The 26,204-nt window shown below is 65.0% G+C and carries 28 protein-coding genes; 6 read left to right on the top strand and 22 right to left on the bottom strand.

The annotated features are described in order from the left end of the window. Positions 1–9 precede the first annotated feature (9 nt). A complete protein-coding gene (locus FR943_RS24555; RefSeq protein ID WP_217160873.1) occupies positions 10–693 on the top strand; it encodes a class I SAM-dependent methyltransferase in 684 nt (227 codons plus the stop codon). A gap of 320 nt (positions 694–1,013) precedes the next feature. Then, positions 1,014–1,532, top strand: coding sequence for a hypothetical protein (locus FR943_RS24560; protein WP_217160874.1), 519 nt, complete (start codon positions 1,014–1,016; stop codon positions 1,530–1,532). Positions 1,533–1,547: 15 nt separating this feature from the next. Here the strand turns inward: FR943_RS24560 and FR943_RS24565 are convergent, their stop codons facing one another. The 15 genes from FR943_RS24565 to FR943_RS24635 form a co-directional block, all read right to left on the bottom strand. Beyond that, positions 1,548–1,904: a DUF4333 domain-containing protein gene (locus tag FR943_RS24565; RefSeq protein WP_217160875.1), complete on the bottom strand. Its 357-nt coding sequence runs from the start codon at positions 1,902–1,904 to the stop codon at positions 1,548–1,550. Between the two features lie 63 nt (positions 1,905–1,967). Then, positions 1,968–2,456 (bottom strand): hypothetical protein, encoded by a 489-nt coding sequence (locus FR943_RS24570; protein WP_217160876.1) that lies wholly within the window; start codon positions 2,454–2,456, stop codon positions 1,968–1,970. An 84-nt stretch (positions 2,457–2,540) separates the two neighbouring features. Next, a complete protein-coding gene (locus tag FR943_RS24575) occupies positions 2,541–3,797 on the bottom strand; it encodes an EspA/EspE family type VII secretion system effector (protein ID WP_217160877.1) in 1,257 nt (418 codons plus the stop codon). A 108-nt stretch (positions 3,798–3,905) separates the two neighbouring features. Continuing rightward, the gene (gene egtE, locus FR943_RS24580; protein ID WP_217160878.1) at positions 3,906–5,021 is read right to left on the bottom strand and encodes an ergothioneine biosynthesis PLP-dependent enzyme EgtE; all 1,116 of its coding nucleotides are present in this window, start codon (positions 5,019–5,021) and stop codon (positions 3,906–3,908) included. After that, positions 5,018–5,983: an L-histidine N(alpha)-methyltransferase gene (gene egtD, locus FR943_RS24585; RefSeq protein WP_217160879.1), complete on the bottom strand. Its 966-nt coding sequence runs from the start codon at positions 5,981–5,983 to the stop codon at positions 5,018–5,020. The genes egtE and egtD overlap by 4 nt, the downstream gene beginning before the upstream one ends. After that, positions 5,980–6,672, bottom strand: a complete 693-nt coding sequence (egtC, locus tag FR943_RS24590; RefSeq protein WP_217160880.1) for an ergothioneine biosynthesis protein EgtC — start codon at positions 6,670–6,672, stop codon at positions 5,980–5,982. The genes egtD and egtC overlap by 4 nt, the downstream gene beginning before the upstream one ends. Continuing rightward, positions 6,672–7,979 (bottom strand): ergothioneine biosynthesis protein EgtB, encoded by a 1,308-nt coding sequence (gene egtB, locus FR943_RS24595; RefSeq protein ID WP_217160881.1) that lies wholly within the window; start codon positions 7,977–7,979, stop codon positions 6,672–6,674. Before egtB ends, egtC begins: the two co-directional genes overlap by 1 nt. Continuing rightward, on the bottom strand, positions 7,976–9,256 hold the full coding sequence (gene egtA, locus FR943_RS24600) for an ergothioneine biosynthesis glutamate--cysteine ligase EgtA (RefSeq protein ID WP_217160882.1): 1,281 nt from the start codon (positions 9,254–9,256) through the stop codon (positions 7,976–7,978). Before egtA ends, egtB begins: the two co-directional genes overlap by 4 nt. A 77-nt stretch (positions 9,257–9,333) precedes the next feature. Continuing rightward, positions 9,334–9,975: a sensor domain-containing protein gene (locus tag FR943_RS24605; protein WP_217160884.1), complete on the bottom strand. Its 642-nt coding sequence runs from the start codon at positions 9,973–9,975 to the stop codon at positions 9,334–9,336. 17 nt (positions 9,976–9,992) lie between these two features. Further along, positions 9,993–10,511 carry a hypothetical protein gene (locus tag FR943_RS24610; RefSeq protein WP_217160885.1) on the bottom strand — a complete coding sequence of 173 codons (519 nt, stop codon included), beginning with the start codon at positions 10,509–10,511 and terminating at the stop codon, positions 9,993–9,995. A 132-nt stretch (positions 10,512–10,643) separates the two neighbouring features. Further along, positions 10,644–11,093, bottom strand: a complete 450-nt coding sequence (locus FR943_RS24615; protein ID WP_217160886.1) for a Fur family transcriptional regulator — start codon at positions 11,091–11,093, stop codon at positions 10,644–10,646. A gap of 51 nt (positions 11,094–11,144) precedes the next feature. Continuing rightward, positions 11,145–11,600, bottom strand: a complete 456-nt coding sequence (locus tag FR943_RS24620) for a hypothetical protein (protein ID WP_217160888.1) — start codon at positions 11,598–11,600, stop codon at positions 11,145–11,147. Positions 11,601–11,789: 189 nt separating this feature from the next. After that, positions 11,790–12,866, bottom strand: coding sequence for a DUF4185 domain-containing protein (locus FR943_RS24625; RefSeq protein ID WP_372448247.1), 1,077 nt, complete (start codon positions 12,864–12,866; stop codon positions 11,790–11,792). Positions 12,867–12,935: 69 nt separating this feature from the next. Next, positions 12,936–13,970: an aspartate-semialdehyde dehydrogenase gene (locus FR943_RS24630; RefSeq protein ID WP_217160891.1), complete on the bottom strand. Its 1,035-nt coding sequence runs from the start codon at positions 13,968–13,970 to the stop codon at positions 12,936–12,938. A gap of 1 nt (position 13,971) precedes the next feature. Continuing rightward, positions 13,972–15,237, bottom strand: coding sequence for an aspartate kinase (locus FR943_RS24635; protein WP_217160893.1), 1,266 nt, complete (start codon positions 15,235–15,237; stop codon positions 13,972–13,974). Positions 15,238–15,325: 88 nt separating this feature from the next. Here FR943_RS24635 and FR943_RS24640 point away from each other — a divergent pair, with 88 nt between their 5' ends. Continuing rightward, complete coding sequence (locus FR943_RS24640) at positions 15,326–15,958, top strand: nitroreductase family protein (protein ID WP_217160895.1); 633 nt, start codon at positions 15,326–15,328, stop codon at positions 15,956–15,958. A 9-nt stretch (positions 15,959–15,967) separates the two neighbouring features. Here the strand turns inward: FR943_RS24640 and FR943_RS24645 are convergent, their stop codons facing one another. The 6 genes from FR943_RS24645 to FR943_RS24670 form a co-directional block, all read right to left on the bottom strand. Next, the gene (locus FR943_RS24645) at positions 15,968–16,381 is read right to left on the bottom strand and encodes a hypothetical protein (RefSeq protein WP_217160897.1); all 414 of its coding nucleotides are present in this window, start codon (positions 16,379–16,381) and stop codon (positions 15,968–15,970) included. Next, positions 16,381–16,806, bottom strand: a complete 426-nt coding sequence (locus tag FR943_RS24650; protein WP_217160899.1) for a hypothetical protein — start codon at positions 16,804–16,806, stop codon at positions 16,381–16,383. The genes FR943_RS24645 and FR943_RS24650 overlap by 1 nt, the downstream gene beginning before the upstream one ends. Positions 16,807–17,150: 344 nt before the next feature. Then, on the bottom strand, positions 17,151–17,666 hold the full coding sequence (locus FR943_RS24655; protein WP_217160901.1) for an Imm61 family immunity protein: 516 nt from the start codon (positions 17,664–17,666) through the stop codon (positions 17,151–17,153). Beyond that, a complete protein-coding gene (locus FR943_RS26800; RefSeq protein ID WP_217160903.1) occupies positions 17,663–20,413 on the bottom strand; it encodes a glycohydrolase toxin TNT-related protein in 2,751 nt (916 codons plus the stop codon). Before FR943_RS26800 ends, FR943_RS24655 begins: the two co-directional genes overlap by 4 nt. A 36-nt stretch (positions 20,414–20,449) precedes the next feature. Beyond that, complete coding sequence (locus FR943_RS24665; protein WP_217160904.1) at positions 20,450–20,734, bottom strand: WXG100 family type VII secretion target; 285 nt, start codon at positions 20,732–20,734, stop codon at positions 20,450–20,452. Further along, entirely contained in the window at positions 20,734–21,507 is a 774-nt protein-coding gene (locus FR943_RS24670) for a WXG100 family type VII secretion target (RefSeq protein WP_217160905.1), read from the bottom strand. The genes FR943_RS24665 and FR943_RS24670 overlap by 1 nt, the downstream gene beginning before the upstream one ends. A 225-nt stretch (positions 21,508–21,732) precedes the next feature. On the opposite strand from FR943_RS24670, the gene FR943_RS24675 reads away from it, so the two are divergent. The 3 genes from FR943_RS24675 (at position 21,733) to FR943_RS24685 (ending at position 25,173) form a co-directional block, all read left to right on the top strand. Then, positions 21,733–22,755, top strand: coding sequence for a lytic transglycosylase domain-containing protein (locus FR943_RS24675; protein ID WP_217160907.1), 1,023 nt, complete (start codon positions 21,733–21,735; stop codon positions 22,753–22,755). Positions 22,756–22,916: 161 nt separating this feature from the next. Next, the gene (leuA, locus tag FR943_RS24680; RefSeq protein ID WP_217160909.1) at positions 22,917–24,737 is read left to right on the top strand and encodes a 2-isopropylmalate synthase; all 1,821 of its coding nucleotides are present in this window, start codon (positions 22,917–22,919) and stop codon (positions 24,735–24,737) included. Positions 24,738–24,786: 49 nt separating this feature from the next. After that, positions 24,787–25,173 (top strand): SHOCT domain-containing protein, encoded by a 387-nt coding sequence (locus tag FR943_RS24685; RefSeq protein ID WP_217160911.1) that lies wholly within the window; start codon positions 24,787–24,789, stop codon positions 25,171–25,173. 21 nt (positions 25,174–25,194) lie between these two features. Here FR943_RS24685 and FR943_RS24690 read toward each other — a convergent pair whose 3' ends face one another. Then, a complete protein-coding gene (locus FR943_RS24690) occupies positions 25,195–26,184 on the bottom strand; it encodes a DEDDh family exonuclease (protein WP_217160912.1) in 990 nt (329 codons plus the stop codon). Positions 26,185–26,204 lie beyond the last annotated feature (20 nt).

The following is a 26,204-nucleotide window of genomic DNA, read 5'->3' on the forward strand; positions in this document are numbered from 1 at the left end:
GTTGGAGTCATGTCTTCTGAACAGGTCTTGGACTGGGACGGCGCATACAAGGGGGAAGCCGGGTTCGAGGGTCCGCCACCGTGGAACATCGGTGAGCCCCAGCCTGAGCTCGCCGCGCTGCACCAGGCCGGGAAGTTCCGCAGCGACGTGCTCGATGCCGGCTGCGGCCATGCGGAGTTGTCACTGTCCTTGGCCGCCGACGGGTACACCGTTGTCGGGTTGGACCTGAGCCCGACGGCCATCGCCGCGGCCAACAACGCCGCGCAGGTGCGTGGTTTGTCCACGGCCAGCTTCGCCCAGGCCGACATCACCTCGTTCACCGGTTACGACGGTCGGTTCAACACCGTGGTGGATTCGACACTGTTCCACTCGCTGCCCGTCGAGGGGCGTGACGGCTACCTGCAATCCATCCACCGGGCCTCGGCGCCGGGTGCGCACTACTACGTGCTCGTGTTCGCCAAGGGAGCATTCCCGGCCGAGATTGACACCAAGCCCAACGAGGTGGACGAAGACGAGTTGCGGGCGGCGGTGTCGAAGTACTGGGAGATCGACGAGATCCGGCCGGCATTCATTCACTCCAATCCTGTCCCGGTGCCCGCGGATGTTCCGTTCGAGCTACCGCCGCACGCTCAGGATGACAAGGGCCGCATCAAGATGCCGGCGTTCTTGCTGAGCGCGCACAAGGCAGGCTGACGTAACCCGCCGCGTCAGAACGGCGGGTCCTCCGGGTCCGGTGGAAGCGGTCGAGGTGGTTCCCAGTCGGGAGGTAATTCCTCCGGTTCGAATGGATCGTTGATCCAGGCGCAGAATGGACTCTTGCTCGGCTCGTCGCCTTTGAAGAATTTCAGGGTGGACTGCGGTTGCAATTACAGCGCTGGTCCAGCCCCGGCGATGGGTGTACGACGACAGGCCTTGTCAACCGAACGAAGCCTCCGGCAGGGGTGGTTCATTGCACAATGCCATCGTCGGCGAGCTATCACCGCCTGCATGCAAGAAGTAAGGTATCGACCCATATGTCTGCTTTCAGAGACGCTGTCGCCGCAGCCACGCAAGGAACACCGTATTGCGTAGTCACGACCCAGAAGGGCTTCGACGTACAACTGGATATTGTCAACGCTCAGTGGTGGGATCTCTACAACCGCGCTGGCCTACGCAAAAGCTTCCGTTGGCGCGTGACCGAACGGAAGTCCTCGTTCACGATCACCGATCGACAGATCAACGTCGCATGGCGAGGCGGCGTCCCAGGCTTTGGCGCGACAATGGAGGTTCAGGGCGGCCGGATCTTTTCCTTCTCTCGGCAGAAAATCTGGGCGATTTCGGATCACGGCCGTGTCCAGCCCGTAGTGGATTATCGGTTCAATTCCCGAGAAGGCCGAGACCTGATTCGCCTAGTGGCGCGCCAGCAAGGTTTAAAAGAACGCCAACCACTAATCCTTCAACTCACTGCGGCTTTTATCCTTGTCACGCCAATATTTTTTGCCGGATACGGCATCATACGGCTATTCCTCTGGATCGCAGGAATTCAAAACTAGACCATTGACCGCCGCTTATCCGCCAACTCCGCGGCCAGAGATCTGCTCGCCAACTTCCCAGTCCCACACTGCATCATTTGGCGAACCAGCTTTGGTAATTGTGATGGTAACAAAGAAACGATTACCATCTTGCGAGAGAACGCACCGTTGATTTGCACCCAATTTTATGGGAAGATCACCAGGACATTTAATTACGATAGGACCGCCGCCGGATTGTTCGCGAATTTGCTGCGCAGTGATCTGCTCTAAGTCGCCTTTAGGGACAGCGGCCTGCACTTCCTCAGTCGCAGGCGAGGTCGACAAATCTGACGACTTTGCATCGGTGCCGATCGAAACATGGCAAGCACCCAGAAATACCATCAACCCCGGCACGAGCAATGGCAATATACGCGCTGAAGGCAACAAAGCAGCCCCTTTTCTATATCGATGTACGATCTACCGTGACGGTCCGATCGTACCCACAAATTGTCGAAATTCATGTTTAGCCTGATCAAACAATTCAGTTGGACAAGTCATCAATAATTGAATGACCGCCACTGAATTCTTATTGCCGAGGCCGGGATACGCGCTGATGATCTGTATCTGGTTCAGACGCGTCGGCAAACCGTCCAGCAAATACCCGATTCGCAACACCTGACCGACTTCCTGCGCGGGGCCATCAGTCATCACGTGATGATTCATAACCTCGACCGAATGGAGGGACCTCAGTTTTTCGATATATTCTATCGCCATGGCCTCAACATCAACTGTTCTTTCGAGTTGACCGAATCCACTGATGACTATATTCGTAGCGACCGCGTCAGAGGCATTCGCCATGCGCACAGCTACATAGGCAGCGTCAGGTTGATCGCAGGACTCCGGAGATACAAGCTCCCACCCGTGAGGAAGCTCGAAAGTAATCGAGAATGGCAATTCGCGCGTCATCGGATCACCCGAGCATCTGTTGACTCAAAATCGTCTCCATTGATAATGGCGGCATCTTACCGTTCAAATTTTGCCGGTAGAGGATCAATCAAACAAACCGTCTAACCAGTCGGTAGCACTTTTCACACCACCGGTTACCAAGTCAGGGTCAATAGCAATATGTGGGGAAACTTTCGCTCCCGGCCCGAAAGCGAAGCCAAATGTTCCTCCAAGAACAAATTTCCCACCCTCCATTCCCGCATCGAGGTGAGCATCCGCACCTATACCGAGCTGCGCAGTACCATCCAAACTCACGTCAACTGGCCCTGCATCGTACTTAGCCCCTACGCCGAGCTCGCCGCCGGCAAATCCATCTGCGCCGAGCGAAACTCCATGATCTGTGAGTACGCCGTCAGCATTACCGTGTACACCGACGCCACCATGGCCTGTAATCTCGAACGGATTTCCAAAAATTTCTCGAGACCAGCTCCCCTCCCCCTTCAGCCCCCACGCACCCGCATCAGCTTTGCCTTTGACGCCATCAGAATGCTGACTGCCATAAGCCTCCCCCTGCATACCTGGCCCGTGCCATTCCCATTTACCATGGTCGCCATCAAAAGTGCCGGTTTTTCCGGGGTTGTTCGGCCAAATCTCGTGAGTGTCTGTCGGATGTCCCCACTGCTCTTCAGTCTCGCCATGAGTCTGAATATGCGTGTCGCTGCCCTTGCCGAAAGATTTACCCTTACTCGATTTCTTGCCCGGTTCCTCGTCGCTGGGCTTCTTCATGTCGTCTTCATCCGCAGGATGCTGCTTGAAGTTCGCAGCCTGCACATTGTTCCGTTTCGAATCGCTACCCGGGCCGAACTTCATGTTCCCAGTAATAGAGTCATACTCGCCGGTTACGGCCACAACGCGCTCACCTATTGCAGCCATTTCACCCGTTGAGTTCCTGATGATCTGGTCAATCTGACCGATACCCTTATTGGCGACCGATAGCATCATCAATCGTCCAACTTGATTATTCGGTACCGTAGACGCCATGCTGACAACCCAACTGCGGACCTCATCGAGGTTTTTCCGGCCAACGGTCACCACATCAGCCGCATTCTTCACCTCCGCAGCCAACCGCTTATCCAAGTCAGCAAGTTTTCCATAAACCTCAGCGTGCTCCTTGTTTGCGCTCGCATATGCATCTGAGGCAGTGCCTTGCCAGCGGTGATCAGGTGCTGCAGATTCAATATTGGACCGCAACTGCAATAGCCGCTCGCTGCCGTCATACCCTGAGCCGTCGTCCGGTACGCCTTGACCAAACGTCATGCGGGCCTGCGACCATGTCGACAGGAACGCGTCAAGCGCACTCACACGCCCCCCTCGCTAGATGGCTGTCACCTTGCAGCATTATCGCACCGGCAGTATGTCCGCCAGTACAGCAATCAGCAGCGGTCACGCCACCATCCAGGCTGGCCCAAGCTAAGGTGCGGCCTGCCAAACTTCGACGAACTGCTCCAAATCCTCGGCCGTGGTGTCGACATGCGGGGAAATCCGCAACACCGGCTTGGTCATCTCGAACGGTGCCCGCGCCAATTCACATGCGGTGGTGACGATTCCACGCTCGGCGATCAGCCAGGCTCGCACCTCCGCCGGATCTGCGCCATCGGTGGGTTCCAGCGTTGTGATCGCGGTGGGCTCATCCACAGGTTCCACCACCCGCCAACCGGGCACCTCGGCCAGCACCTGCCGCGCCGTCCGCCCCAGTTCAGCGAGCCGCGCGCGGATCAGTTCCGGCCCGGCGGCGAGGTGTTCACCGATCGCCACCGAATACCCAAGGCGCGTCGCGGCATTGTGTTCGCCGTTCTCGAAACTCTGCAGCACAGTCATCGGCACATTCCAGTCCGCCGGCGGGACGCGCCGCTGGAGCTGCGCGAGCAGTTCAGGTCGAACTGCCAGGAACCCCACACCACGGGGCCCGGCCAGCCATTTTCGTGACGACGAGTAGATCGCGTCGGCGCCGACGGCACAGTCCAAGTGTCCGAACGCCTGCGCGGCGTCGACCACAATCGGAACCCCGGCAGCCCGGCACACGGCCACCATTGCCGCCAGCGGCTGGGCGATCCCCCGGTGACTCGCCAACGCCGTGAAGTGCACCAGCGCCGGCGGATCGGCGCACAGCTGCGCGGCGGCATCGTCGACGACGACGCGACCATTCCCGTCGACCGGCAACGCGCGCACCGCAAAACCGTTGGCGGCCATGATCGCCAGGTTCGGTCCGAACTCACCGGGCAGGCAGGCCAGGGTGCGCTCCCCGGCCCAACTGCCCAGCAGCAGGTCCAAAGAATCGTTGGATCCCGTGGTGTACACGACGTCAGAAGTCCGCAGGCCGGTCAGCGCGGCGATTGCGACCCGGCCGGCCTCCAACACCGGAGCTGCCGCCTCGGCCGCCACATAACCGCCCACCTCAGCCTCGTGACGGGCGTGGGCCGTCACGGCATCGATCACCGCGAGGCTCTGCCGCGAGCAGGCACCGCTGTCGAGATGCAACCCGGCCACCTTGGGACGGGCCTCGGCCCACTGCTGCGCGAGACTCATTTCACCGCCAGCGACAACCCGAAGTCGCCGGCTTCATCGGTCCACCAATGCGTCTGGCGCAAACCGGCTCTCGCTAATTCCTCGGCGACCCCGTCGGACCGGAACTTGCAGGAAACCTCGGTCAGCATCTCCTCACCGGCGCCGAACTCGACGTCGAGATCGAGGGCCGCCACCCGCACCTGCTGTGCCTTGACCGCACGCAGCCACATCTCGATACGTTCCTCGTCGCCATTCCACCTGGCGACGTGCGCGAAGGCGTCGAGGTCGAAATCCGCGTCAAGTTCGCGATTCACCACCGAGAGCACGTTGCGGTTAAACGCCGCGGTGACGCCGGCGCTGTCGTCATAGGCGCGAACCAGCCGGTCGGTGTCTTTGACCAGGTCGGTGCCCAACAGCAACGCATCACCGGGTTGTAGGGTGTCCGCCAAGGCGGCCAGGAAATCTGCGCGCGGACCAGGCGTCAGATTGCCGATCGTCGATCCGAGGAAGGCCACCAACCGCCGTCCCAGCGCCGGAATCTTGCCGAGGTGTTCCTCGAAATCCCCACACACCGCGTCGATTTCGATGCCCGGATACTCGCGGCCGATCGCTTCGCCCGCCGCGCGCAGCACACCCGCGTCGACGTCGAACGGGATGAAGCGACGCAACTGCCCGCTGTCACTCATGGCGTCGAGCAGCATCCGGGTCTTCTCCGAGGTACCGCTGCCCAACTCGACCAGCGTGTCCGCCCCGGCGGCGGCGACGATCTCCGGGGAACGGTCGGCCAGGATCTGCGCCTCGGTGCGGGTGGGATAGTACTCGGGCAGCCGGGTGATCTGGTCGAACAGATCACTGCCCACCGAATCGTAGAACCACTTGGGCGGAAGCATCTTCGGCGAATGCGTCAGCCCTTCGCGTACATCGCGACGCAGCGCGGTGGCCGCCGAATCCGCAGCCAGGTAATTGGACAGGGTCAGCGTCATACCGAACCTTTCAGAGGTGTGAGCTCGACACGCGAGTCAGCCACGTGAACCAGATGCCGGTCCGGGATGTCGTACCAGCCGGGGTTGTCGTCGTAGGGTTCACTGGCGAGCACGACGCCGTCCGGCAGTTGCAGCATCGACAAGGTGTCCCCCCATGTGGTGGCCAGCATACGAGAGCCGTTGGCGGCCAAAATGTTCAGCCGGGCATTCGGATCCAGCGCACCCACTTCGGCGACGGTGGCGCCCAACGCGTCCAGACCTCGGTCGAAGATCAGAGCGGCCAACACGGCGCTGTCCACGACGGACTCGGCGGCCCCGGTCAGCGGCAGCACGGCACGGTCGACGATCCCGTTGTGCGACAGCAGCCAGTCCCCGTCGGTGAAGGGGGCCGAGGCCGACGGTTCGAGCGGCATGCCGATGGTGGCCGACCGCACCGCCGCCACCACGCACCCACTACGCAACGCCGGGGCGATTGACGCGAACGACGCGTCGCCCCACAACGGCTTGTCACTACGCCAGCGCCGAGGTACGGCTCCGTCGAAAAACCCTGCACCCCAACCATCGGCGTTCATCAAACCGTGCTTCTGCCGCCGCGGCGCATAGGACTGCACCAGTAGGCCCTGCGGCGGATCGAGCACCAGCGTCGCCACCGAACGCGGGGCGCCGAGCCAACCCAGGTGCCGGCACATCAGTTGATCCCGCTTCGCGCAATCGGCGCATCGCCGCAGTCCCAGGCCAAGCGGAGACCGGAAAAGATCTGCCGCCGGACCGGGTGGTCCCAGTTGCGGAAGCTGGGCCGCAGGATGTCGGCCGACACCGCCCAGGAGCCGCCGCGCAGCACCCGGTAATCACCGTCGAAGAAAGGTTCGGTGTAGCGGTCGTACACCATCGGGGTGAAACCTGGCCATGGCTGCAGGCCGGAGGTGGTCCACTCCCACACGTCACCCAGCATCTGCTCGACACCGTAGGCCGACTCCCCGGCCGGGTAGGCCCCCACCGGCGCGGGCCGACGCGCGTCACCGCCCAGGTTGGCCAGCGCAGCGGTGGGCTCCGAAGCGCCCCAAGGGAATCTGCGGCGGGTACCGGCCACCGGATCCCAGGCGCAGGCCTTCTCCCATTCGATCTCGGTGGGTAGCCGGGCCCCGGCCCAGGCGGCGTAGGCCTCGGCTTCGAAGAACGTGACGTGCTGGACCGGCTCGTCGGGCGGGATGGTCTCGACGTGGCCGAACCTCGTGCGGGTGCCGTCCGGCCCCCAGAACTGAGGTGCAGTCAGGTCGGCCTCCTGCCGGTGTGCCCAGCCGCGCGCGGACCACCAACGGGACTGGTGGTAGCCGCCGTCGTCGACGAATTCGCGCCACTCGGCATTGGTGACCGGCACCCGGCCGATCCGGAACGCCGGGATGTCCACGATGTGCGCGGGCCGCTCGTTGTCCAGCGAGTGCGGTTCGGTGAGCTCGTCGACCCCGAGGACGAACGGCCCACCCGGAATCAGCACCGACGTGCCGGCCAGCCCGGATCGGCCCGCGGGCAGCGCGCTGCCCGCATCGAGCAACGGCGGCCCGGTGCGCAGGTTCAGCGCTTGCAGCATGGTCTCGTCGTGCTGATTCTCGTGGCTGATTACCAGGCCGAAGGTGAACCCGGCGTCATCGGGACCGAGAGAGTCCAGGGCGTCCAGTGCACGCGACCGCACCGTCTCGCAGTAGCTGCGGGCATCGGTGGGCGGCAGCAGCGGAAGGCCGACACGGCTGGCGCGGGTGTGCACGAAAGCGTCGTAGAGCCGGTCGACATCCGGAGCCAGCAGGCCCGGGCGATCCGGGTCGCCACCGCGCAACAGCCACAGCTCCTCCTGTTGGCCGATGTGGGCCAGATCCCAGACCAGCGGGCTCATCAACGGGCTGTATTGGCGGTGCAATTCGGCATCGTCGAAGTCGACCAGGCGCAACGTACGGTCCCGCGCCCGGCTGAGCTGCTGTGCCAGCGTCTCGCGAGAGGTCAAAGCTCGCCTTTCACCAATTGGCGCATCGCCGAAGCGATTCCGCGGTCCACCACCTGATCGGCGAAATCGTCGGCCGGGCAGCGTCCTTGCTCAACCGAACGCGTCAGCAGCCCCATCGATTCCACGAGCCCGGCCGGTGCCCGCTCGGCCGCCGCCGTCACGCAGGCGAGCGCCGATTCCTGCAGCCGACGGTCAGCGAGACCGACACGGGCCGCCCGATCCCAGGCGGCAGCCACCGGAGCTGTCGCCTCGGCGGCGATCGCGGCGGCGTCCGGATCGTCGAGCAGCGTGGTGAGCGTGAACACCACCGCGGGCCACAACGCGTCCGGGACGCTGTCGAGGTAGCGGATCTCCAGCCAGCGCCGCGGCCGCACTGGCGGGAACAATGTGGTCAGGTGGTATTCGAGGTCGGCTTCGGTGGGGCGGCGGCCCCCGAGGACCGCGCGTCCGTCGGCCCAGTCGGCGAACGGCACCCAATTGACCACGGGCACGGCGCCGGGTTCCTCGGCCGTGTTGACGAGCATCACGGGGGCCCGCAGCGCGTACCGCGCCCAGTCGTCGGCCGGATCGTCACCGTCGGCGCCGAGCACCGGCCCGCAGCGCGCGGAATCCAACTGCCCCCAGACCCGCTGCCGTGAGGACTTCCAGCCGGTGAACTGCCCGTCCAACAACGGCGAGTTCGCCGTCATGGCAATCATCGTGGGGCCCAGGGCATGTGCCAGCCGCACCCGCTGCGCCCAGCCGTCGGCCGGGCCGGCATCGAGGTTGACCTGTACCGACGCGGTCGACGTCATCATCGCCGCCCCCGCCTCGGCCGACCCGCTGGCCGCGAAGAACTGCTCCATGGCGCGATAACGCGGCCCAGGGTTGACCCGCTGCGTGGGCCGGACCGGATCGGCTCCCAGCAACACCAGGCCCAGGCCGCGGCGTTCGAACTCCGCGCGCAGCACGGCCCGATCGGCGAGCAGTGCGGCAATCGCGGCACCGGGACCGTCGGCCGGCGGGCCGGACAGCTCGACGGCACCCCCGGGTTCGACGGTGATCCGGCTGTCGCCGGGCAGGGCGGGCACCGCGGCGATGGCGTGCGACAGCTCATCCCAGCCCGGGCGACGCAGCGGATCGGCGAGGTCGAAACAATGCGCCTCGATCTCCAGACCCACCTGCCCGACCGGCCCGTCCTGCAGGCAGCGGGCACCGATGAACGCCGCGGCCTGCTCAGCGCTGGTGAAGTCGACAGGAGGAACGCGAGCGGAATCAGCCCTGATGGGTACGGCCATGGCACCACCCCTCCCGGTCCTCACCGGTATCAAACGGCTCGGTTGTGTTCCATCATCCAGATCGGACCGACATGTTCTTATTGGCCCAGCGTGTTCTGCATCGCGCCGGCCAGTACATTGACCGCCGGACCCGCATTGCCGGACTGGCACACCTTGGCCTGCAGCACCACGTTTTCCCGTTTGCGCGTGGTGTTGAAACAGCGACGGTCGGTGCCGGCTTCCTGCTTCACCCAATCGGCGTCGACGTCGCTCGCGGCTCCACCGGTGAACGTCCACACCTGCGTGACGAAGTTGTCCAGGTGCATCGCGGTGGTCTGGCCCGAACAGCCTCTGGTGCGGTCCACCACCCGGTGAAACGCCCGGTCAGCGGCTTCAGGCGTGGCGAACACCCCGATCGCCTGCTTCACGAAATGCGTCTGGTCATTCGCCGCAGTCTGGGTGGTGGCTCCGTTGAACGACGCCAGGTCGGGGTCGTTGAACACCTCGGGCAGGCCGATGTCGGCCCAGTTGTTGCACGCCGGATTGTCCACGCCAAAACCCTGGAAGGGCTCGGTGAACTGGGACTCCCACGTCATCGGCGCGCCGATGATGTTGCCCACCGAACCTTTGGGCATCACGGCGTAGGACACGACACCAGGATCCGAGGGACGCGCACCCGCAGGTGCCGCCAAAGCCAGTGCGAGACCGGCCAGCCCGAAACCGACAGTCAGGGCACGCATGGCCCCGATCATGCCATTCAGTACACCGTGCGCGCGCAATAGGTCCGGGCCGGCGAGGGATACGGCCAGGCGTAGTGCCCACTTTCGGCCGGACACGCCGATCCGTCCCGGATGTCCAGACGTCGGGTCACCTGGACCAGCACGCCGGGGCCGCGGCGATCGGCGCAATCGGCCCGCTCCACCATGCCGGCGGGCATCCCGAGTTCGTAGCAGTGATTGGCGACCAGGTTGGGGACCAGGCACAGTCGCGACGTCGACGGGTCGGCGAGATCGGCGGGAAGATGCTGGTACTCGGCGCTGGGGCACGCCCCGGTGCCATCGGCGACGGCCCCGACGGTGTAACTCGGATCGACGCTGCAGGAGACCTTTTCGGCCCGGGCCGCCGCCGGGGTGGTCGGTGTGGTGGCCGGGACGTTCACGCAATCCCCGACCGCGAACATCATGGCCGCTCCGCGCTCGGGCTCAGCAGCACTGCAGCCGGCCGCCAGCGCCGGCACCGCAAGCAGTGCGGCAATCAGCAGCCGACCCCGTTTCATGGTTAGCGAGAATCTCACGATCGGCCGCACCGCGGGTAGTGGTTGGCGGAAAAGGGTTGACGGAAAGGCAGGCGTCCCGGCCACCAAGGGGAAGTGGCCGGGACGTCCAGGGCTGCAGAGTGGTTTGTGTGGCTACGCGGTTTCTGTGGATTTCGGTGCCTGCTGGCAATCCGCGCAGATGCCCCAGAACACCACCTCGGCCTCGTCGACCGCGAAACCGGCCAGGTCAGAGGGCTCCAGGCAGGGTGTGTCCCCGACTGCGCAGTCGACGTCGGCGACCACGCCGCACACCCGGCAGACCAGGTGATGGTGGTTGTCGCCGGCGCGGGTCTCGTACCGCGCCGAGGAGCCGGCCGGTTCGATACGACGGACCAGCCCGGCGTTTACGCAGGCACGCAGCACGTCGTACACCGCCTGGGTGGACACCGAACCAAGGGTTTCGCGAGCCAAGCCGGCCACATCGTCTGCAGTCGCATGTGGATGCTCGGCGAGTGCCTTGAGAACCGCGACCCGCGGCGCAGTGACACGCAACCCAGCGGCCCGCAACAGGGCCTTGGGGTCGGAATCATGCACCGTGGTCACGCCTCCAGTATGCGCGCTCTTTGGAGTCAATCCAAAAGAGCCGGGGTGTGATTATGGTCGCGCAGGCGGTGCCGGTGTTGCCGGCGTCTCAGGACGTTCCGGTGCGCTGCCCGGTCCACCGGGGCCGGCCGGCTCACCGGGTCCGCCGGGTCCCCAGCCAGGTCCGCCGGGGCCGAACGCACCTGGCCCACCCGGACCCCAGTGCGGCATCATGCCAGGTCCCGGGCCCATCGGCGGGCCGCCGCGGTGGTGCATCATCATGCCGCCCCGGTCGTGTTTGCCGTGGTGGTGATGGCCGCCGGAATGGGAGCCGATGCAGAACCCGATGCTGAAGACCACGGCGACGATGAAGACGATGCCGGCGGTGATACCCACCCAGGCAAGCGTCTGAATCAACCGGCTGGGCTTCTTCTCGACGGGCTGGGCTGCCACGGGCGCCGGCGTCGCGACCACCGGTTCGGTGGCGGCCACCGGTTCGGTGGCGGGATCGGGAGGTGTTTCAGTCATGCTTACGAGCATGCAAGCACTGCCGAGGTGCTGATCAAGAATTGACTATGAATCGGCTATGAAAGGCCGCATGCGGGCTGAATCCGCGCCGTGCCGCTTCGCCGGTTTCTACCCAGAGGCTGCTCGCCCACGCCGACCACAGCCCTGCGGTGGAAAGCGGCGCGAAGCGTAGGCGTGGGCCACGCCCACCTACTCCCATGGCTTGAACGGGTTCACCGCGTATTGGATCACCCGATACGGGGTGCCGCCGCGGGCCATGGTGTTCCACTGGCTGATGAACACCCGCACCCGATCCAAGGTGGATCCGGGTGAGATGTAGCCGCCATAGGGCTGGGCCAGTTGGTTGATCTCCGGCGGCGGCAGCGCGTCCACCGGGTCGGGCCAGGCGCTGGCGAACACCACCGTGGTCACCGGCGCGGCGCCCAGGCCGGTGGGGTCGTAGGCCACCCGCATCTCCATGTTTCCGTTGGTGGCGTTGAAGTAGGACAGCACCGGCTTGCCGTCGATCTGCCGGATGCTCATCTCCCCCACCCGGTCGGCGAACAGCGGAGTCGGCGGCTTGCCCCAGCCTGCGGTGGCCGACCAGCCCTGCCAGCTCGCCCGGTCGGTGAACGTCCGTGGACTGGCCCGGTACAGGAAGGGCGGGCTGCTGCGGTCGAAGTTGTTGGCCAGGATGTACACCCACCCGCTCGGCGAATCCGGCGCCGGAACGGGGTCGTAGTAACCGCTGATCTGTGACTGGGCACCGGCTTGGTACTTCGCCTCGCGCACCGACCCGGGCACCGTCGGCCAATTCGACCGGGCTGCATCGGCTTTCACCAGCCGAGAAGTCTGCGGAATCAGATCCCGGGTGGTGGTCACCATCAGGTAGTTCTCCCGGTTGATGGAGATCACCCCGGCCGGCAATTGGGAGGCACCGGCCGGCGCGGGGTCGGCCAGCAACGGCTGGTCCACACCGCTGACACCCCGGTACCGCACTCCGTCCGGAGCGTCGATCGAATCAGCGTCGACATGCAGGGCCACCGGGGAATGCCAGCCACCGAAACCCACGGCCTGCCCGGCGAAACTGTCGCCGCACACCTGCAGCACCCGGCTGGGGAACTCCATGAACTCACACAAATCGGTGGCACCGATGCCGTAATCCCGGGTGGGCGTGCCGGTTCCGGCGCTGGGCCCGACACGCAGCACCTGCCCGGGAGCCAGTGCAGGCGGCACGGGGACACCGAAACCCGGGTTGGCGCTCGCCGGTACCGCCACCGCCGAAATGGCATTCCAGCAGAAAAAGATCGAGAGAACGCCTGCTGGAATGCGGTTTCGACGCAAGGGGGTGCGGAGTTAGAGCTCGGCGGCCAGGAGTTCGGCGATTTGAATCGTGTTCAGCGCGGCACCTTTTCGCAGGTTGTCACCGGACACGAACAGGGCGAGGCCCCGCCCCTCGGGCGCACCCGGGTCCTGGCGGATCCGGCCCACCAGCGACTCGTCGACACCGGCGGCGGCCAGCGGCGTCGGCACGTCGACCAACTTCACGCCGGGCGCTTCCGCCAGCAATTCTTGGGCCCGCGAAACCGAGAGCGGTTGGGCGAACTCCGCATTGATCGACAGCGAATGCCCGGTGAAGACCGGAACCCGCACGCAGGTGCCACTGACCAACAGGTCCGGGATACCCAGGATCTTGCGGCTCTCGTTGCGCAGCTTCTGGTCCTCGTCGGTCTCACCCGAGCCGTCATCAACGAGTGCCCCGGCCAGCGGGATCACGTTGAAGGCAATGGGCGCAACGTATTTCACGGGTACGGGGTAATCCACCGCCGAACCGTCGTGCACCAGCTTCTCGGCGCCGTCGATCACCGCGCGGGTCTGCGAGGCCAGTTCCTCGACACCGGCCAGGCCACTGCCCGACACTGCCTGGTAGCTCGACACGACCAGCCTGGTCAGACCGGCTTCTTCATGCAACGGCTTGAGCACCGGCATGGCGGCCATGGTGGTGCAGTTCGGGTTGGCGATGATGCCCTTGGGTCGCACACGGCCGTCGCGCTCGAAGTTCACCTCGCTGACCACGAGCGGGACCTCAGGGTCCTTGCGCCAGGCCGACGAGTTGTCGACGACGACGGCGCCGGCCGCCGCGAACCGCGGGGCCTGCACGCGCGACATCGTCGCACCGGCGGAGAACAGGGCGATGTCGAGCCCGGACGGGTCTGCCGTCTCGCTGTTCTCTACCTCGATCTCCTGGCCACGGAAGGTCAGCTTCTTGCCCTCGGAGCGGGCCGAGGCGAAGAACCGCACGCTGCTGGCCGGGAAGTCACGCTCTTCCAGCAGGGTGCGCATGACCTGGCCGACCTGCCCGGTCGCACCGATAACGCCGATCGAAACCATGTCAGCGCCCCGTCCCGCCGTAGACCACAGCTTCGTCGTCGCCGCCCAGGTCGAAAGCCTCGTGCAGCACGGCCACCGCGGTGTCCAGCTCGGTGTCCTTGACGAGTACCGAGATCCGGATCTCGGAGGTGGAGATCAGATCGATGTTCACCCCCGCCTCGGCCAGCGCCTCGCAGAACTTGGCCGTGACGCCCGGATGGCTGCGCATACCGGCTCCGACCAGCGACACCTTGCCGATGTGGTCGTCGTAGAGCACCTGGCTGAACCCGATCTCGTCCTTCAGCCCACTCAACTTCTCCACGGCCGTCGGGCCGTTGTCCATCGGGCAGGTGAAGGTGATGTCGGTCTTGCCATCCTCGACCTTGGAAATGTTCTGCAGCACCATGTCGATGTTCACGTCGGCCTCGGCGACCGCGCGGAACACCTTGGCGGCATATCCGGGGACGTCGGGCAGACCGACGACGGTGACCTTGGCCTCCCCGCGGTCGTGGGCTACTCCGGTCAGCAGGGCGTCTTCCATGGGGATGTCCTCGATCGATCCTTTGACGATGGTGCCGGTCTTGTCCGAATACGACGAGCGGACGTGGATCGGCACGTTGTACCGGCGGGCGTACTCGACGCAGCGCAGCATGAGCACCTTGGCGCCGCACGCGGCCATCTCGAGCATCTCCTCGAAGGAGACCTTGTCGAGATGGCGCGCATTCGGGACGATGCGCGGGTCGGCGGTGAAGATGCCGTCGACATCGGTGTAGATCTCGCAGACGTCGGCCTTGAGCGCCGCGGCGAGCGCGACGGCGGTGGTGTCCGAGCCGCCGCGGCCCATGGTGGTGACATCCTTGCTGTCCTGGCTGACGCCCTGGAACCCAGCGACCAGCACGATGACGCCCTCGTCCAGCGCATCGCGCAGGCGGCCGGGGGTGACGTCAATGATCTTGGCGTTGCCGTGGGTGCCGGTGGTGACGATGCCGGCCTGCGAGCCGGTGAACGAGCGGGCCTGGGCACCGAGCGACTCGATGGCCATGGCGACCAGCGCGTTGGAGATGCGCTCACCGGCGGTGAGCAGCATGTCCATCTCACGCGCGGGAGGTGCCGGGGACACCTGGCGGGCCAGGTCGAGCAGGTCGTCGGTGGTATCGCCCATCGCAGAAACGACGACGACCACGTCATGGCCTGCCTTCTTCGTCTCCACGATCCGCTCGGCCACGCGACGGATCCGATCGGCATCCGATACCGAGGATCCGCCGTACTTCTGTACGACGAGCGCCACTGTCTAACCCTTCACTGCTGTGTTCAAGCCGGTCTGATTGCCCACCCAGGATAAGGGAGACACGCACACGGTTTTCCCCGCCGGTAGCTTGACTGACGTGCCCGATGCCCGCTCGGCTGCTACCAGCGTGCCGATTCACCCCGATCTCGCGGCCCGCTGGAGCCCCCGTGCCTTCGATGCATCTGCCGTGGTCAGCGGCGAGCAACTCACCGCGTTGGTGGAGGCCGCGCGGTGGGCCGCCAGTTGGGGCCACCGGCAGCCGGTGCGATTTGTGGTGGGACGACGTTCCCGCACGCCAGGAGGAAAAACCGCACCGGACGAGACATTCACCACACTGACCGGCCTGCTCAAGCGTGGCAACAGTTACGCGCATGCGGCCTCGGCGCTGATCCTGGTGTGCGCGGACCAGGGCGAAGACGAGAAGACGGCCGTGTATTCGGCGGTCGACGCGGGTGCCGCGATCGCGCAACTGACCGTGGAAGCGGTGTCGCGGGGATTGATCGCCCATCCGATGGCCGGCTTCGATGTCGACGGCGCCCGGGGGGCGTTCGGTATCCCGGACGGGGTCCGGCCGCTGGCCGTTGTGGCGGTGGGCTCGCTGGGTGACTACTCCCTCGCCGACGACGCCATCGTCGAACGCGACAGCCGGCCGCGCGAGCGTTTGCCGCTGGAGCAGATCGCGTTCAGTGGCCAGTGGGGCACGCCGGCGACGTTGCGTTGACGTTTCGCGTCAGACACGGCGCGTCTCCACTATTTGGATATCGCTGAAGTCTTCGGGATCGAAGCTGCCGGTCCAGCCATCGTGCCGGTCGCCCTTCAATCCGATGTCTTCGGCGACAGCGGGATCCCCGATGAACCACACTCGAATCCTGCCGTCTGACAACAGATTCCGCAGTGACACCCGGTGGCCAGCCAGGGATCCCGTGACGTCTACATCGACGATCTCATCGAGAGCCGCGGTCGGAACCTTCGCCCACGGCGCGGCATACAACGTCCCCGGACATGATTCACCGCGTTCGAATGCGTTCGGGACCTCAGCCTCCGAGTCCGCCCTCAGCGCGACCCAACCATCACCACTGGACAGAATGAGAAAGCGACTGCCGCAATACTCCGCGTAAGGGCCCGACACCGGCACATTGCCCATCAGCCGAACGTAGCCGGTCGCTGCGTCTCCTCGACCTGGATGTCGCTGAACTCGCCGGGTTCGAAGTTGCCAGTCCATCCCATGTACTGGTCACCTTCCAAGCCGAGTTCCTCGGCCGCAGCCGGAGACCCGACAAACCACACTCGTACACGCCCGTCTGGCAGTTGACGCTGCAAGGAGACAGTCTGTCCCCGAACTGTGCCTTTAACGCGCACATCAATGACACCATCGACAACTGAAACCGGCACCTTCGCCCACTGCTCGGTGCCTGTCGGGGCTAGCTTTCGCTCACCACGAGCAAAGGCGTCTGGTATCACCACATCGTCATCGACACGTAAAGCGAACCATTCGGAGTTCCCGAACAATATGCGGTATCGCGATCCCCGGTACTCGGCTTGCGCACCGGCCACAGGAACCTCATCCATCCGGATTTCCTTGCTTCACCCAGTTCACAACCAGACCTTCCGGCACGACCCGCCGAAGGTGGCTGCTTGAAAGCCCGCCGCAGGGGGGGCCTTCGCGCACCAGCTTGTCGAGTACCTCGTAAACAACGATTGCGTGCGAAAAAGCTATAGCGTCGCTACTACCCATCCAGCACCGCTCTGCGGATTCACCGATAATCGTTATTGAGAATCGCCCCGGAAAAGACTCTGGATCTGGTTGCGCGAGAATGACTTTCGGATCCGATCCTTGCGCGCGCCACCGCGCTCTAGGGGTAGTCAAGCCCGACGAGCAGTTTACAGCCAGGACTCACCCGAACTCGGGTCGTTCAGACACGAAATAACGGACGGCCATCAGGATGTTCATAAGAACTTCTGATCTTTTCTATCGGCACTGTGATTAGATGCGACAACTCGACGAGGACGGAAACGCCGCTCAGCTTCCCGCGGGCGGTCGCGACCGCTGATCCATGCTGATCCAATAACCGGCGGTACCCTTCGGCGTTCACGTCAGTTATGCGATACCCGTCCGCAATTTCCTCGATTTTCCTAGAGGTTTTGATACGCGGAAGTCGATTGATTGACCGGATATCCCACCCGAAAACTCCGAAAAGATGTCGCTCGATTACATCGATAGATGCGCCCCACAATTCAAACTGCTCTTCTGCCGCACGCTCTGCCTTTGTCAACAAGACACCACCCGCGTCCAAACGGATATAGTAACGGATTTCCCCACCCGGGCACGACCAGAATAGCGCCGCCCCAGAATGATCCTCCGGGGTAAGTTCGTACCCGGCTCGCCGAGCCCACTCAATTAATTGTCCGGAGATGTGGGGCGAGGTCATTCCAGCACTCCGTCTCTAATCATGTCCTTGACTGACATCTTTTTCCCCTCATCGTTGTATACCAACACCTGCAATGCGCCGCCATCACGTCCAAAAGCTGGCGCAATTTGAGAAACTTCGATCGACCAGTTTTCCGGAAGTTCAGTTAAAACAAAACGACTATAAGGCTGGTTTAGAGAGGATATGGGCAATCCACGGGATTCAAAAGAGGGTGGAACCCCATCTGGCATCACACCGAGATAACTACCGTCGTCGTTACCGATTCGGTCGAGGTGTCCCCCGTAGTCCCGCAGAAAAGCATCACCCGAGTCGTACAACACGCGACTGCCAGGTACTGCACCATCATTAGGTGGGTAGTTCTCCCAGTTCTGCCCTTCTGGACCGACTAAATTGTATCTCGCGTCATATTCAGCCTGAGTGAGAGGATTTCCATCGGCATCATGGCCATACGGCTCGCCATGATGCTCGATCAGATCAAATGTCGATTGATTCGATTCAGAAGGAGTCGGATAATGGCCCGATTTCCAGTGGTCGTCTAGCGGTTGCCCGTAATTAGGATTGTCCGGTTTATCGTCGATGCGGTGCCAGCCATCTCCACTTTGTTCGGCTGACTGCACAGGATCTTGCCGTGCACCGTCGCCGCTTCCCCCATGGTGTCGATCTGACGTATTCGACTCAGAAGAATGCTGGTCATCAAGATTCCCAGGAGGGTCGCTATCGGGCGCAGTCTCCGGCTTGTTGTCACTGTTGATGGCCGGGCCGCCGGCGTCGCTGCCATTAGCGTGATGCGAATGATCGTCGCTTCCGCTAGGTTGGTCTCGCCTTGAGTCATCCAGATCTGAACTCGTCTGTGTCTCAACCATTTCAGACGAACGGCTAGAGCTATCGCTGGGCCCTGAGGAACCATCAATGTTTGACAGACCAGCAGACGCAGTCGACGCGCCACCACCAGGGGAACTTGACTCCGAAGCCGACGGCGACTGGCTCGGTCCACTCGAGTTCGGAGAGTCGGCGGACGCGCTGGTCCCCGGCGAGCTGCCTGACAGGCTCGTTCCTTGACCATTCGACGCCGGCCCGTCACCACCGCCACCACTCGGCGAGCCACCCGTCGGAACAGGCCCCGAGCCGTTGGTCGGTGAACCCGATGCCCCATCGCCCCCACCGGACGGTGTACCGACAGGCGCGCCTTGACCACTCGGGCCCGACGCCCCGTTGGGTTGGGAGCTCTGCGGATGCACCGGCGCATCACCGGCGTTGCCGGGCGTCGACGGTCCACCAGACCCGTTGGGAGTCAGCACCGACTCCGGGATCCCCGGCGACGGCGAAAGCTCCGGAACGTTCGGAACATCTGGAACGTTCGGAACGTCATGCGTACCGGGAAGATTCGGCGTATTCGCGCCGTTCACCTCAGGCAGCCCGCCATGCGAACCGTGGCTGCCGCCCTTGAGCAGGTTGCGCGTGGCGGCCAGGCCCTTGGCCACCGATCCCGACTTCGACAGGGCCCCACCGGGAACGAACAGCGACCCGATGTTGAAGGCAGCCTCGCCGGCCGCACGGCCGGGGTGATCCCCGGACCACTTGTCCCAGGCCACGAAATCCTTGCCCATGTTGAGCAATACATCGTCGAGTGTCGACGGGTCTTGGACGACCGACAACGCCAACTCGCCCATACCTTTCCAGGTGTCGACGTCAGCCAGCGCCACCAGCCCGGACACCGTGCCGATCAGGCCGGTGGCCACCCCCACCTGTATGTCGGTGTACAGCGTGACCGCGTCGGCCAGCAAGTTGCCGTGCGTTTCGCCGAACACCCCGACCAGGACCGGCCGGATCCAGTTCTGGAACTTGGTGGCGAGATCACCGAGCGCGATGGTCAGCTCGTCGAGCAGGCCGACGACGCCCTTGATCTGGTTCTGGAAGTTCTCCAGCACATTGCCGACATCTTCGGCGACCTCGCGCAGGATCTTGTCGCCGTCCCCGGAAAGGAAGCCGGTCACGGTGTCCCATAGTCCGTCCAGCGAGATCCGGTCGAGCAGGCTGCGGATGGAGTCCTGGGTCTCCTGCACACCGGTGGCGAACTCGCTGATCGATGTGGCCACGTCCGATGCCGCGGTCGCAAGACCCGCGACGGCCGTGCCGAGGTCGTCGAGCGCCTTGGTGATCTGCCCGCCCTCTGGAATCGACTGTGCGGCAACGGCAGACTTCACCGGGCCCAGCGCCGACTCGAACACCGACAGGCCCCGGCCGATGTTGCTCCACTGCGCCGCAGTCACATTCATCATGCCGGAGTTACCGGTCGGCCAGGCCATTGCGATGCCGAGACCGGGGATCATGGTCAGGAAGGGCTGGATGAGATGCCACTTCGTCGGTGGGGTGACCGGTGGCCCTGAGGGTCCCGTCGGCGCGTCACCCGGGTTCGTCTTGCTCGGCTCGCCGCTCAGGCCCCCGGTCGGCCCCGAGCCACCGATCGTCGATGACGCGTCGGCATTCTGGTAGTTGTAACCCGTTGCCTCCAGCGCATATCCGACCGATTTGAACGCGTTCGCGGCGTCAGCCAGTGCCTTGGCGAACTCGTCACCCTGCCTGCCGTACTTCAGGCCGAAGTTCAACCCCGCCGCGTCGTAGCCCGACGCGATCCCGCTGCCCAACGTCTGTCCCAGCGCATCCGACAGCATGCCCAACTGCGAGCCCAGCGACCCCATCTGCTTGCCGCCACCGATGAGCGCCTGTGGCTCTACCTCAATCCGCACACCGGCTCCGCCCGCCGATCAGCGCCACCGCCGTGTTCACGCACCCCACATCTGGCCGTTCTTGTCGACGGCGTCCGTGTAGTTCTTGTGCGCCATCTCGGCGATCTTCTGCATGGTGGCCAAGGACTGCTTCATCTGTTCGGCGCCGTCCTCCCACTGCTGCTGAGACTGTGCCTGGGCATCCGAGCCCGAACCCTCCCAGTTCGCCCGAAGCGCCGTCATGGCCTGGTCGATCTCCTCCAGCGTCTCGGTGACATCACGGCCAAACTGGGCCATGTGGTCTATCGCGCCCTGCAATTGCGGGAAGTCCACAATCAACATCACAAACTCCTACCCGGGGAGGCCTGTGGTCCGGCTGCAGCCGGCCCCTCGGTGCGCGGCTGAACCGGCGCGGTCGCCCCGTCCCCGCCTTCAGCGCCTTCCGGCGCGCCAGTGTCTTCGACGCCGGCGTCGGCGTCTTCGGCGTCTTCGGCTTCCGTCGGGGCATCACCTTGCTGCGCCAGTTCGCTGCCGGCCTGAACGGCCTGCTGAACCACGCCGGAGGCCACCTGCGCGGCCTGGGCCAGGCCGCCCGCCATCTGGGCCGGTATCTGCCCCAGTTGCGACAGCGGTTGCATCACTTGCCCGAGGTTCATCTGGTCGGACAGGCTCTGCTGCGGCGCCGTCGAGCCACCCGCAGCGCCGGCCTGGCCAGCAGTGCCCGAGGACCCACCGGAAGCGCTCGGTGCGGCCGCACCACCACCGCTGGAGCTACCACCACCACTCGCGCTACCGCCGCCGCCGCCCGTCGTCTGCATCGTCGAGTCCAGTGCGCCGCCGGCCTGCTCGTCGGTCTTGGCGTATTCCTTGCCGGCCACCGACAGCAGATCCGACATCGCCTGCAAACTGCGGACCACCTGGCCCGCGCCTTTGTGCCACTGGTCCCACGCGGAGCCGAACGCCGTGGCCGCCTCGCCCTTCCAACCCGAACCCAGCAGGTTGCTGGTCTCCAGGTCCACTGCCGACAATCCGTCCTGCAGTCGCTGCCCGGCACTGCGCAGCCGGTCCGACGCCACCAACAATTCCGAGGTGACAACCTCGACCGAATTCCCCATATGGACCCTGAACCTCCTAGCTCGCCGAGCAGCATAAAGCGCATTTCGGGGCCGTACAGACACCAAATCAGCGTCCCCACGAAGGCTGCGAGAGGCCGTGCGGCGAATGCCAGAGGTGTGTCGGGGGTTGGCAAGCATCGACGCGGATGTCAATGTTTCGCTATGCGTCACCGTGCCCGTCGAGCGGTCCGCGACGCTTCCACCTGTCTCGCCGTGATCGTTCGGATGGCGTTGACCAGCGCGGTTGCCGTCGCACCCAGCCTGGTCGGCCTGGCCCACGAGACCCGGATACGGACGGTGGCCGCGGTCGCGCCGTTGCCCGACCTCGTCGGCGAGCCCTGGGCGGCGGCGCCGTCGGCGCGTCCCGCTACTGCGGCTACGGCTACGACGGGCCCACCACCACCCCCGGAGGTTCGGTCACCAGGCGCCGTGCACATCCCCGCGATCGCACTGGCGGCCTACCGGAACGCGGACGCCGTGATGGCGCAGAGCCAACCCGATTGCGGTGTTAGCTGGAACCTGCTCGCCGGGATCGGCTACGTCGAGTCCACGCACGCGTTCGGCGGCGCCGCCGACGAACGCGGTGACCCGGTCCGTCCCATCTTCGGCCCGGCCCTCGACGGCTCACTGCCGGGCAACGAGATCATCGTCGCCGGCAGCTTTGGCGGCCGCACGGCCTATGCCCGCGCGCTGGGGCCCATGCAGTTCCTGCCGAGCACGTGGCTGCTGCACGGCGCCGACGGCGACGGCGACGGTCAGGCCGATCCGCACAACCTCTTCGATGCCACACTGGCCGCGGCCCGCTATCTCTGCAGCGACGGTACGCAGCTGCGCGACCAGTCGCAGCTGACCGCCGCGGTGCTGCGCTACAACCACTCGATGGCCTACGCCGCCAACGTGCTGGGCTGGGCGCAGGCCTACGCCACCGGTGTGGCTCCGGTGAACCTGCCGCCGCTTGTCGCGCCGCGACCGCCGAGCGTCGCTGTCCGCGCGGTCGACCGCGCCGCCGCATCGACCTCGGCGCCGACTGAAACCGCCACCACCACGCAGGACAGGACCGCGCGTCGAGACGACGACAACGACACCGGTTCAGCAACATCGCGGTCGGGATCCTCGGTGACGCGCAAGGGCTCCGCCGCCACGAGCACAAACACGAGTACCAGCACGACGAGCGGGTCGCGGCACAGCACCGGCAGCGCCACACCCAAGGTCAAGTTCGGCAACGGCCGCTCCGGCGGTGCGCGCTGACGCGGCATTTTGGCCTGGGAATGGCGCGGAGTACAGTTGACCGCGTGCAGCGGGTGCTCCTTCTCGGACGCCGCGACGGGGTCTGACCAGACCGGCTTCCCGTCGCGGGTTTTTGCGATGCGCCGGTCGAGTCCCCCAATCAACTCCCGGAGCAAGCCATCATGACCAGCCCAGACGCCTACACGTCCGCCCGCACCATCACCACCCCGTCCGGCCCGGCCAACCCCGGCCAACCCGTTTGGAACACCCAGCGCGGTTCCGCCATGCCGGTCAGTCGCTACCGCAGCTTCGCCGACGAGGTCCCGGGCGGGAGCCCGGCATTCGGCACAGCAGGGATTCCGTTCGACCGCACCTGGCCGGACAAGGTGATCGACACCGCGCCGCTGTGGTGCGCGGTGGATCTGCGTGACGGCAACCAGGCCCTGATCGATCCGATGAGCCCGGCGCGCAAGCGTCGCATGTTCGACCTGCTGGTCCGAATGGGCTACAAGGAGATCGAGGTCGGCTTCCCCTCGGCCAGCCAGACGGACTACGACTTCGTCCGCGAGATCATCACCGACGGCGCGATCCCGGCCGACGTGACCATCCAGGTGCTGACGCAGTGCCGGCCCGAGTTGATCGAGCGCACCTTCGAGGCGTGCGCGGGTGCACCGCAGGTGATCGTGCACTTCTACAACTCGACGTCAATCCTGCAGCGCCGCGTGGTGTTCCGCGCCGACCGCGAGGCCGTCAAGAAGATCGCCACCGACGGCGCGCAGATGTGCGTCGAGGAAGCCAAGAAGCACCCCGAGACCCGGTGGCGTTTCGAGTACTCCCCTGAGTCCTACACCGGTACCGAGTTGGAGTACGCCGTCGACGTGTGCAACGCCGTCGCCGACGTCATCAAGCCGACGCCCGAGTGGCCGCTGATCGTCAACCTGCCGGCCACCGTCGAGATGGCAACCCCCAATGTCTACGCCGACTCGATCGAGTGGATGAGCCGGCACCTGTCCCCGCGCGACTCGATCATTCTGAGTCTGCACCCGCACAACGATCGCGGAACCGGCGTTGCCGCAGCCGAATTGGGCTACCAGGCCGGCGCCGACCGGATCGAGGGCTGCCTGTTCGGCAACGGTGAGCGCACCGGCAACGTGTGTCTGGTGACGTTGGGGCTGAACATGTTCAGCCGCGGGGTCGACCCGCAGATCGACTTCTCCAACATCGACGAGATCCGTCGCACCGTCGAATACTGCAACCAGCTGCCAGTACACGAACGGCACCCCTACGGCGGTGACCTGGTCTACACCGCGTTCTCGGGCAGCCACCAGGACGCCATCAACAAGGGCCTGGACCAGATGAAGTTCGACGCCGACGCCGCCGACAAGGACATGGACGACATCCTGTGGCAGGTGCCGTATCTGCCGATCGACCCCAAGGACGTCGGCCGCACCTACGAAGCCGTCATCCGGGTGAACTCTCAGTCCGGCAAGGGCGGCGTGGCCTACATCATGAAGGCCGACCACGGCCTGGTGCTGCCGCGGCGGCTGCAGATCGAGTTCAGCCAGTCGATCCAGGCGATCACCGACGGCGAAGGCGGCGAGGTGTCGCCCAAGGCGATCTGGGACGCGTTCTCCGAGGAGTACCTGGCCCCGATCACCCCACTGGAGCGGATCCGCCAGAAGGTCGTCGCCTCCGAGGTGGACGGCGGCACCGACACCATCACCGCGATCGTGAAGATCGACGGCATCGAACGCGAGATCGTCGGCGCCGGCAACGGCCCGTTGGCAGCGTTCGTCGACGCCCTCGGCGCGATCGGCTACGACATCAACGTGCTGGACTACTCCGAGCACGCCATGTCCTCCGGGGAGGAAGCCCAGGCCGCGGCCTACGTCGAAGCCGAGATCGGCGGCACGACGGTCTGGGGTGTCGGCATCGCCACGTCGATCACAACTGCATCACTTCGAGCGGTCGTATCTGCCGTCAACCGCGCCGCGCGTGGTTAGCTGACGGTGGCGCAAATGCTTGCGCCTGCCTACGGCTGAGGAGCGGTGTATGGACTGGGGTTCAACCTGGGATTTCCTGTGGCATTTCCTGATCATCTTCGCCTGGATCGCCTACCTGCTGGTCCTGTTCCAGATCCTCACCGACCTGTTCTGGCGTGACCACAAGACGTCCGGCTGGGTCAAAGCCGTGTGGGTGATCTTCCTGATCGTGTTCCCGTGGCTGACCGCCTTGGTGTACCTCGTCGCGCGCGGCAAAGGCATGGCCGAGCGCGCGCAGGCAGCCGCACTGGACGCGAAGAAGGAGACCGACGCCTACATCCGCGAGGCGGCCGGCCGGTCCCCGGCTCAGGAGATCGCCGACGCCAAGGCATTGCTGGACGCCGGCACCATCACTCAGGCCGAGTTCGACGGGTTGAAGGCGAAGGCCCTCAGCTAGAGACCGCGGCGAGTCCGCGAATCAGAACAGCGTGTACTGATCGCTTTCGGCGGGGGTGTCGCAGAACTCCTCGATGTCGGCGCCACCGATGACGTGGGTGAGCAAACCCATGAAGGTCTCGTCATCGAGCAGCGGCACCCCCAGCTCGACCGCCTGGTAGCCCTTGCCCTGATCAGGCTCGGGCTCGTTGCAGAGCACCAGTGAGGTCTGCTGGTCGACCAGGTCGGTGTAGGCGAGCCCGGCATGCAGGATCCGCTCGATGAGCTCCTCATGCGTACGCACCACCTCGGCCGACAACGCCACCCGCATCCCCTGCACCAGCGGGCGTCCCGGCACGAACACGCCGGGGTTGACGTACTCGCACGGCAACCGCGAGGCCAACACCTTCAACGGCCGTAGCTCCTCATGCGTGACGTGGCCGTTGGGCCAACGCCGCCGACTCACCTCCCGCAGCGGCAGCCATACCTTGCGATCACGCGCCCGGGCCAGCGTCGGTTTGAGGATCTGCGCCAGCACCAACGCGTCATCCAGCGCGTCGTGCGGCCGCATCTGGCTCACGCCCCAATGCCCCGCCAGCGTCTCCAGGCGCAGGTTCTCGGTGCCCAGCGCCAACCGGCGGGCCAACTCGACCGTGCACATGACGCTGTCGATCGGTAGCTCGGCATCGACCAACTCGGCTTCGGCGGCCAAGAAGCTGTAGTCGAAACCCGCGTTGTGCGCCACCAACGTGCGGCCCCGCAGGATGTCGCTGAGCTCGCCGACGATGTCGCCGAAGGTCGGCTGACCTTCCAGCATCTCGGCGGTCAGGCCATGGACGTGGGTGGGGCCAGGGTCGACGCCCGGGTTCAGCAGCGAGGCAACGCTGTGCTCGACATTGCCGTCATCCCCGACTGCCAGCGCAGCGACGCTGACGATGCGGGCCTGGCCGGGCCGGAAGCCGGTGGTCTCCACATCGACGACGGCCCAGCCCGCTCCCGGCTCATCTGCCGGCCTGCCCCACGCGCTGCTCATATTCGCCAGGATGGCACGTG

The sequence above is a fragment of the [Mycobacterium] fortunisiensis genome (assembly GCF_019050325.1).
Classification (GTDB): Bacteria; Actinomycetota; Actinomycetes; order Mycobacteriales; family Mycobacteriaceae; genus Mycobacterium; species Mycobacterium fortunisiensis.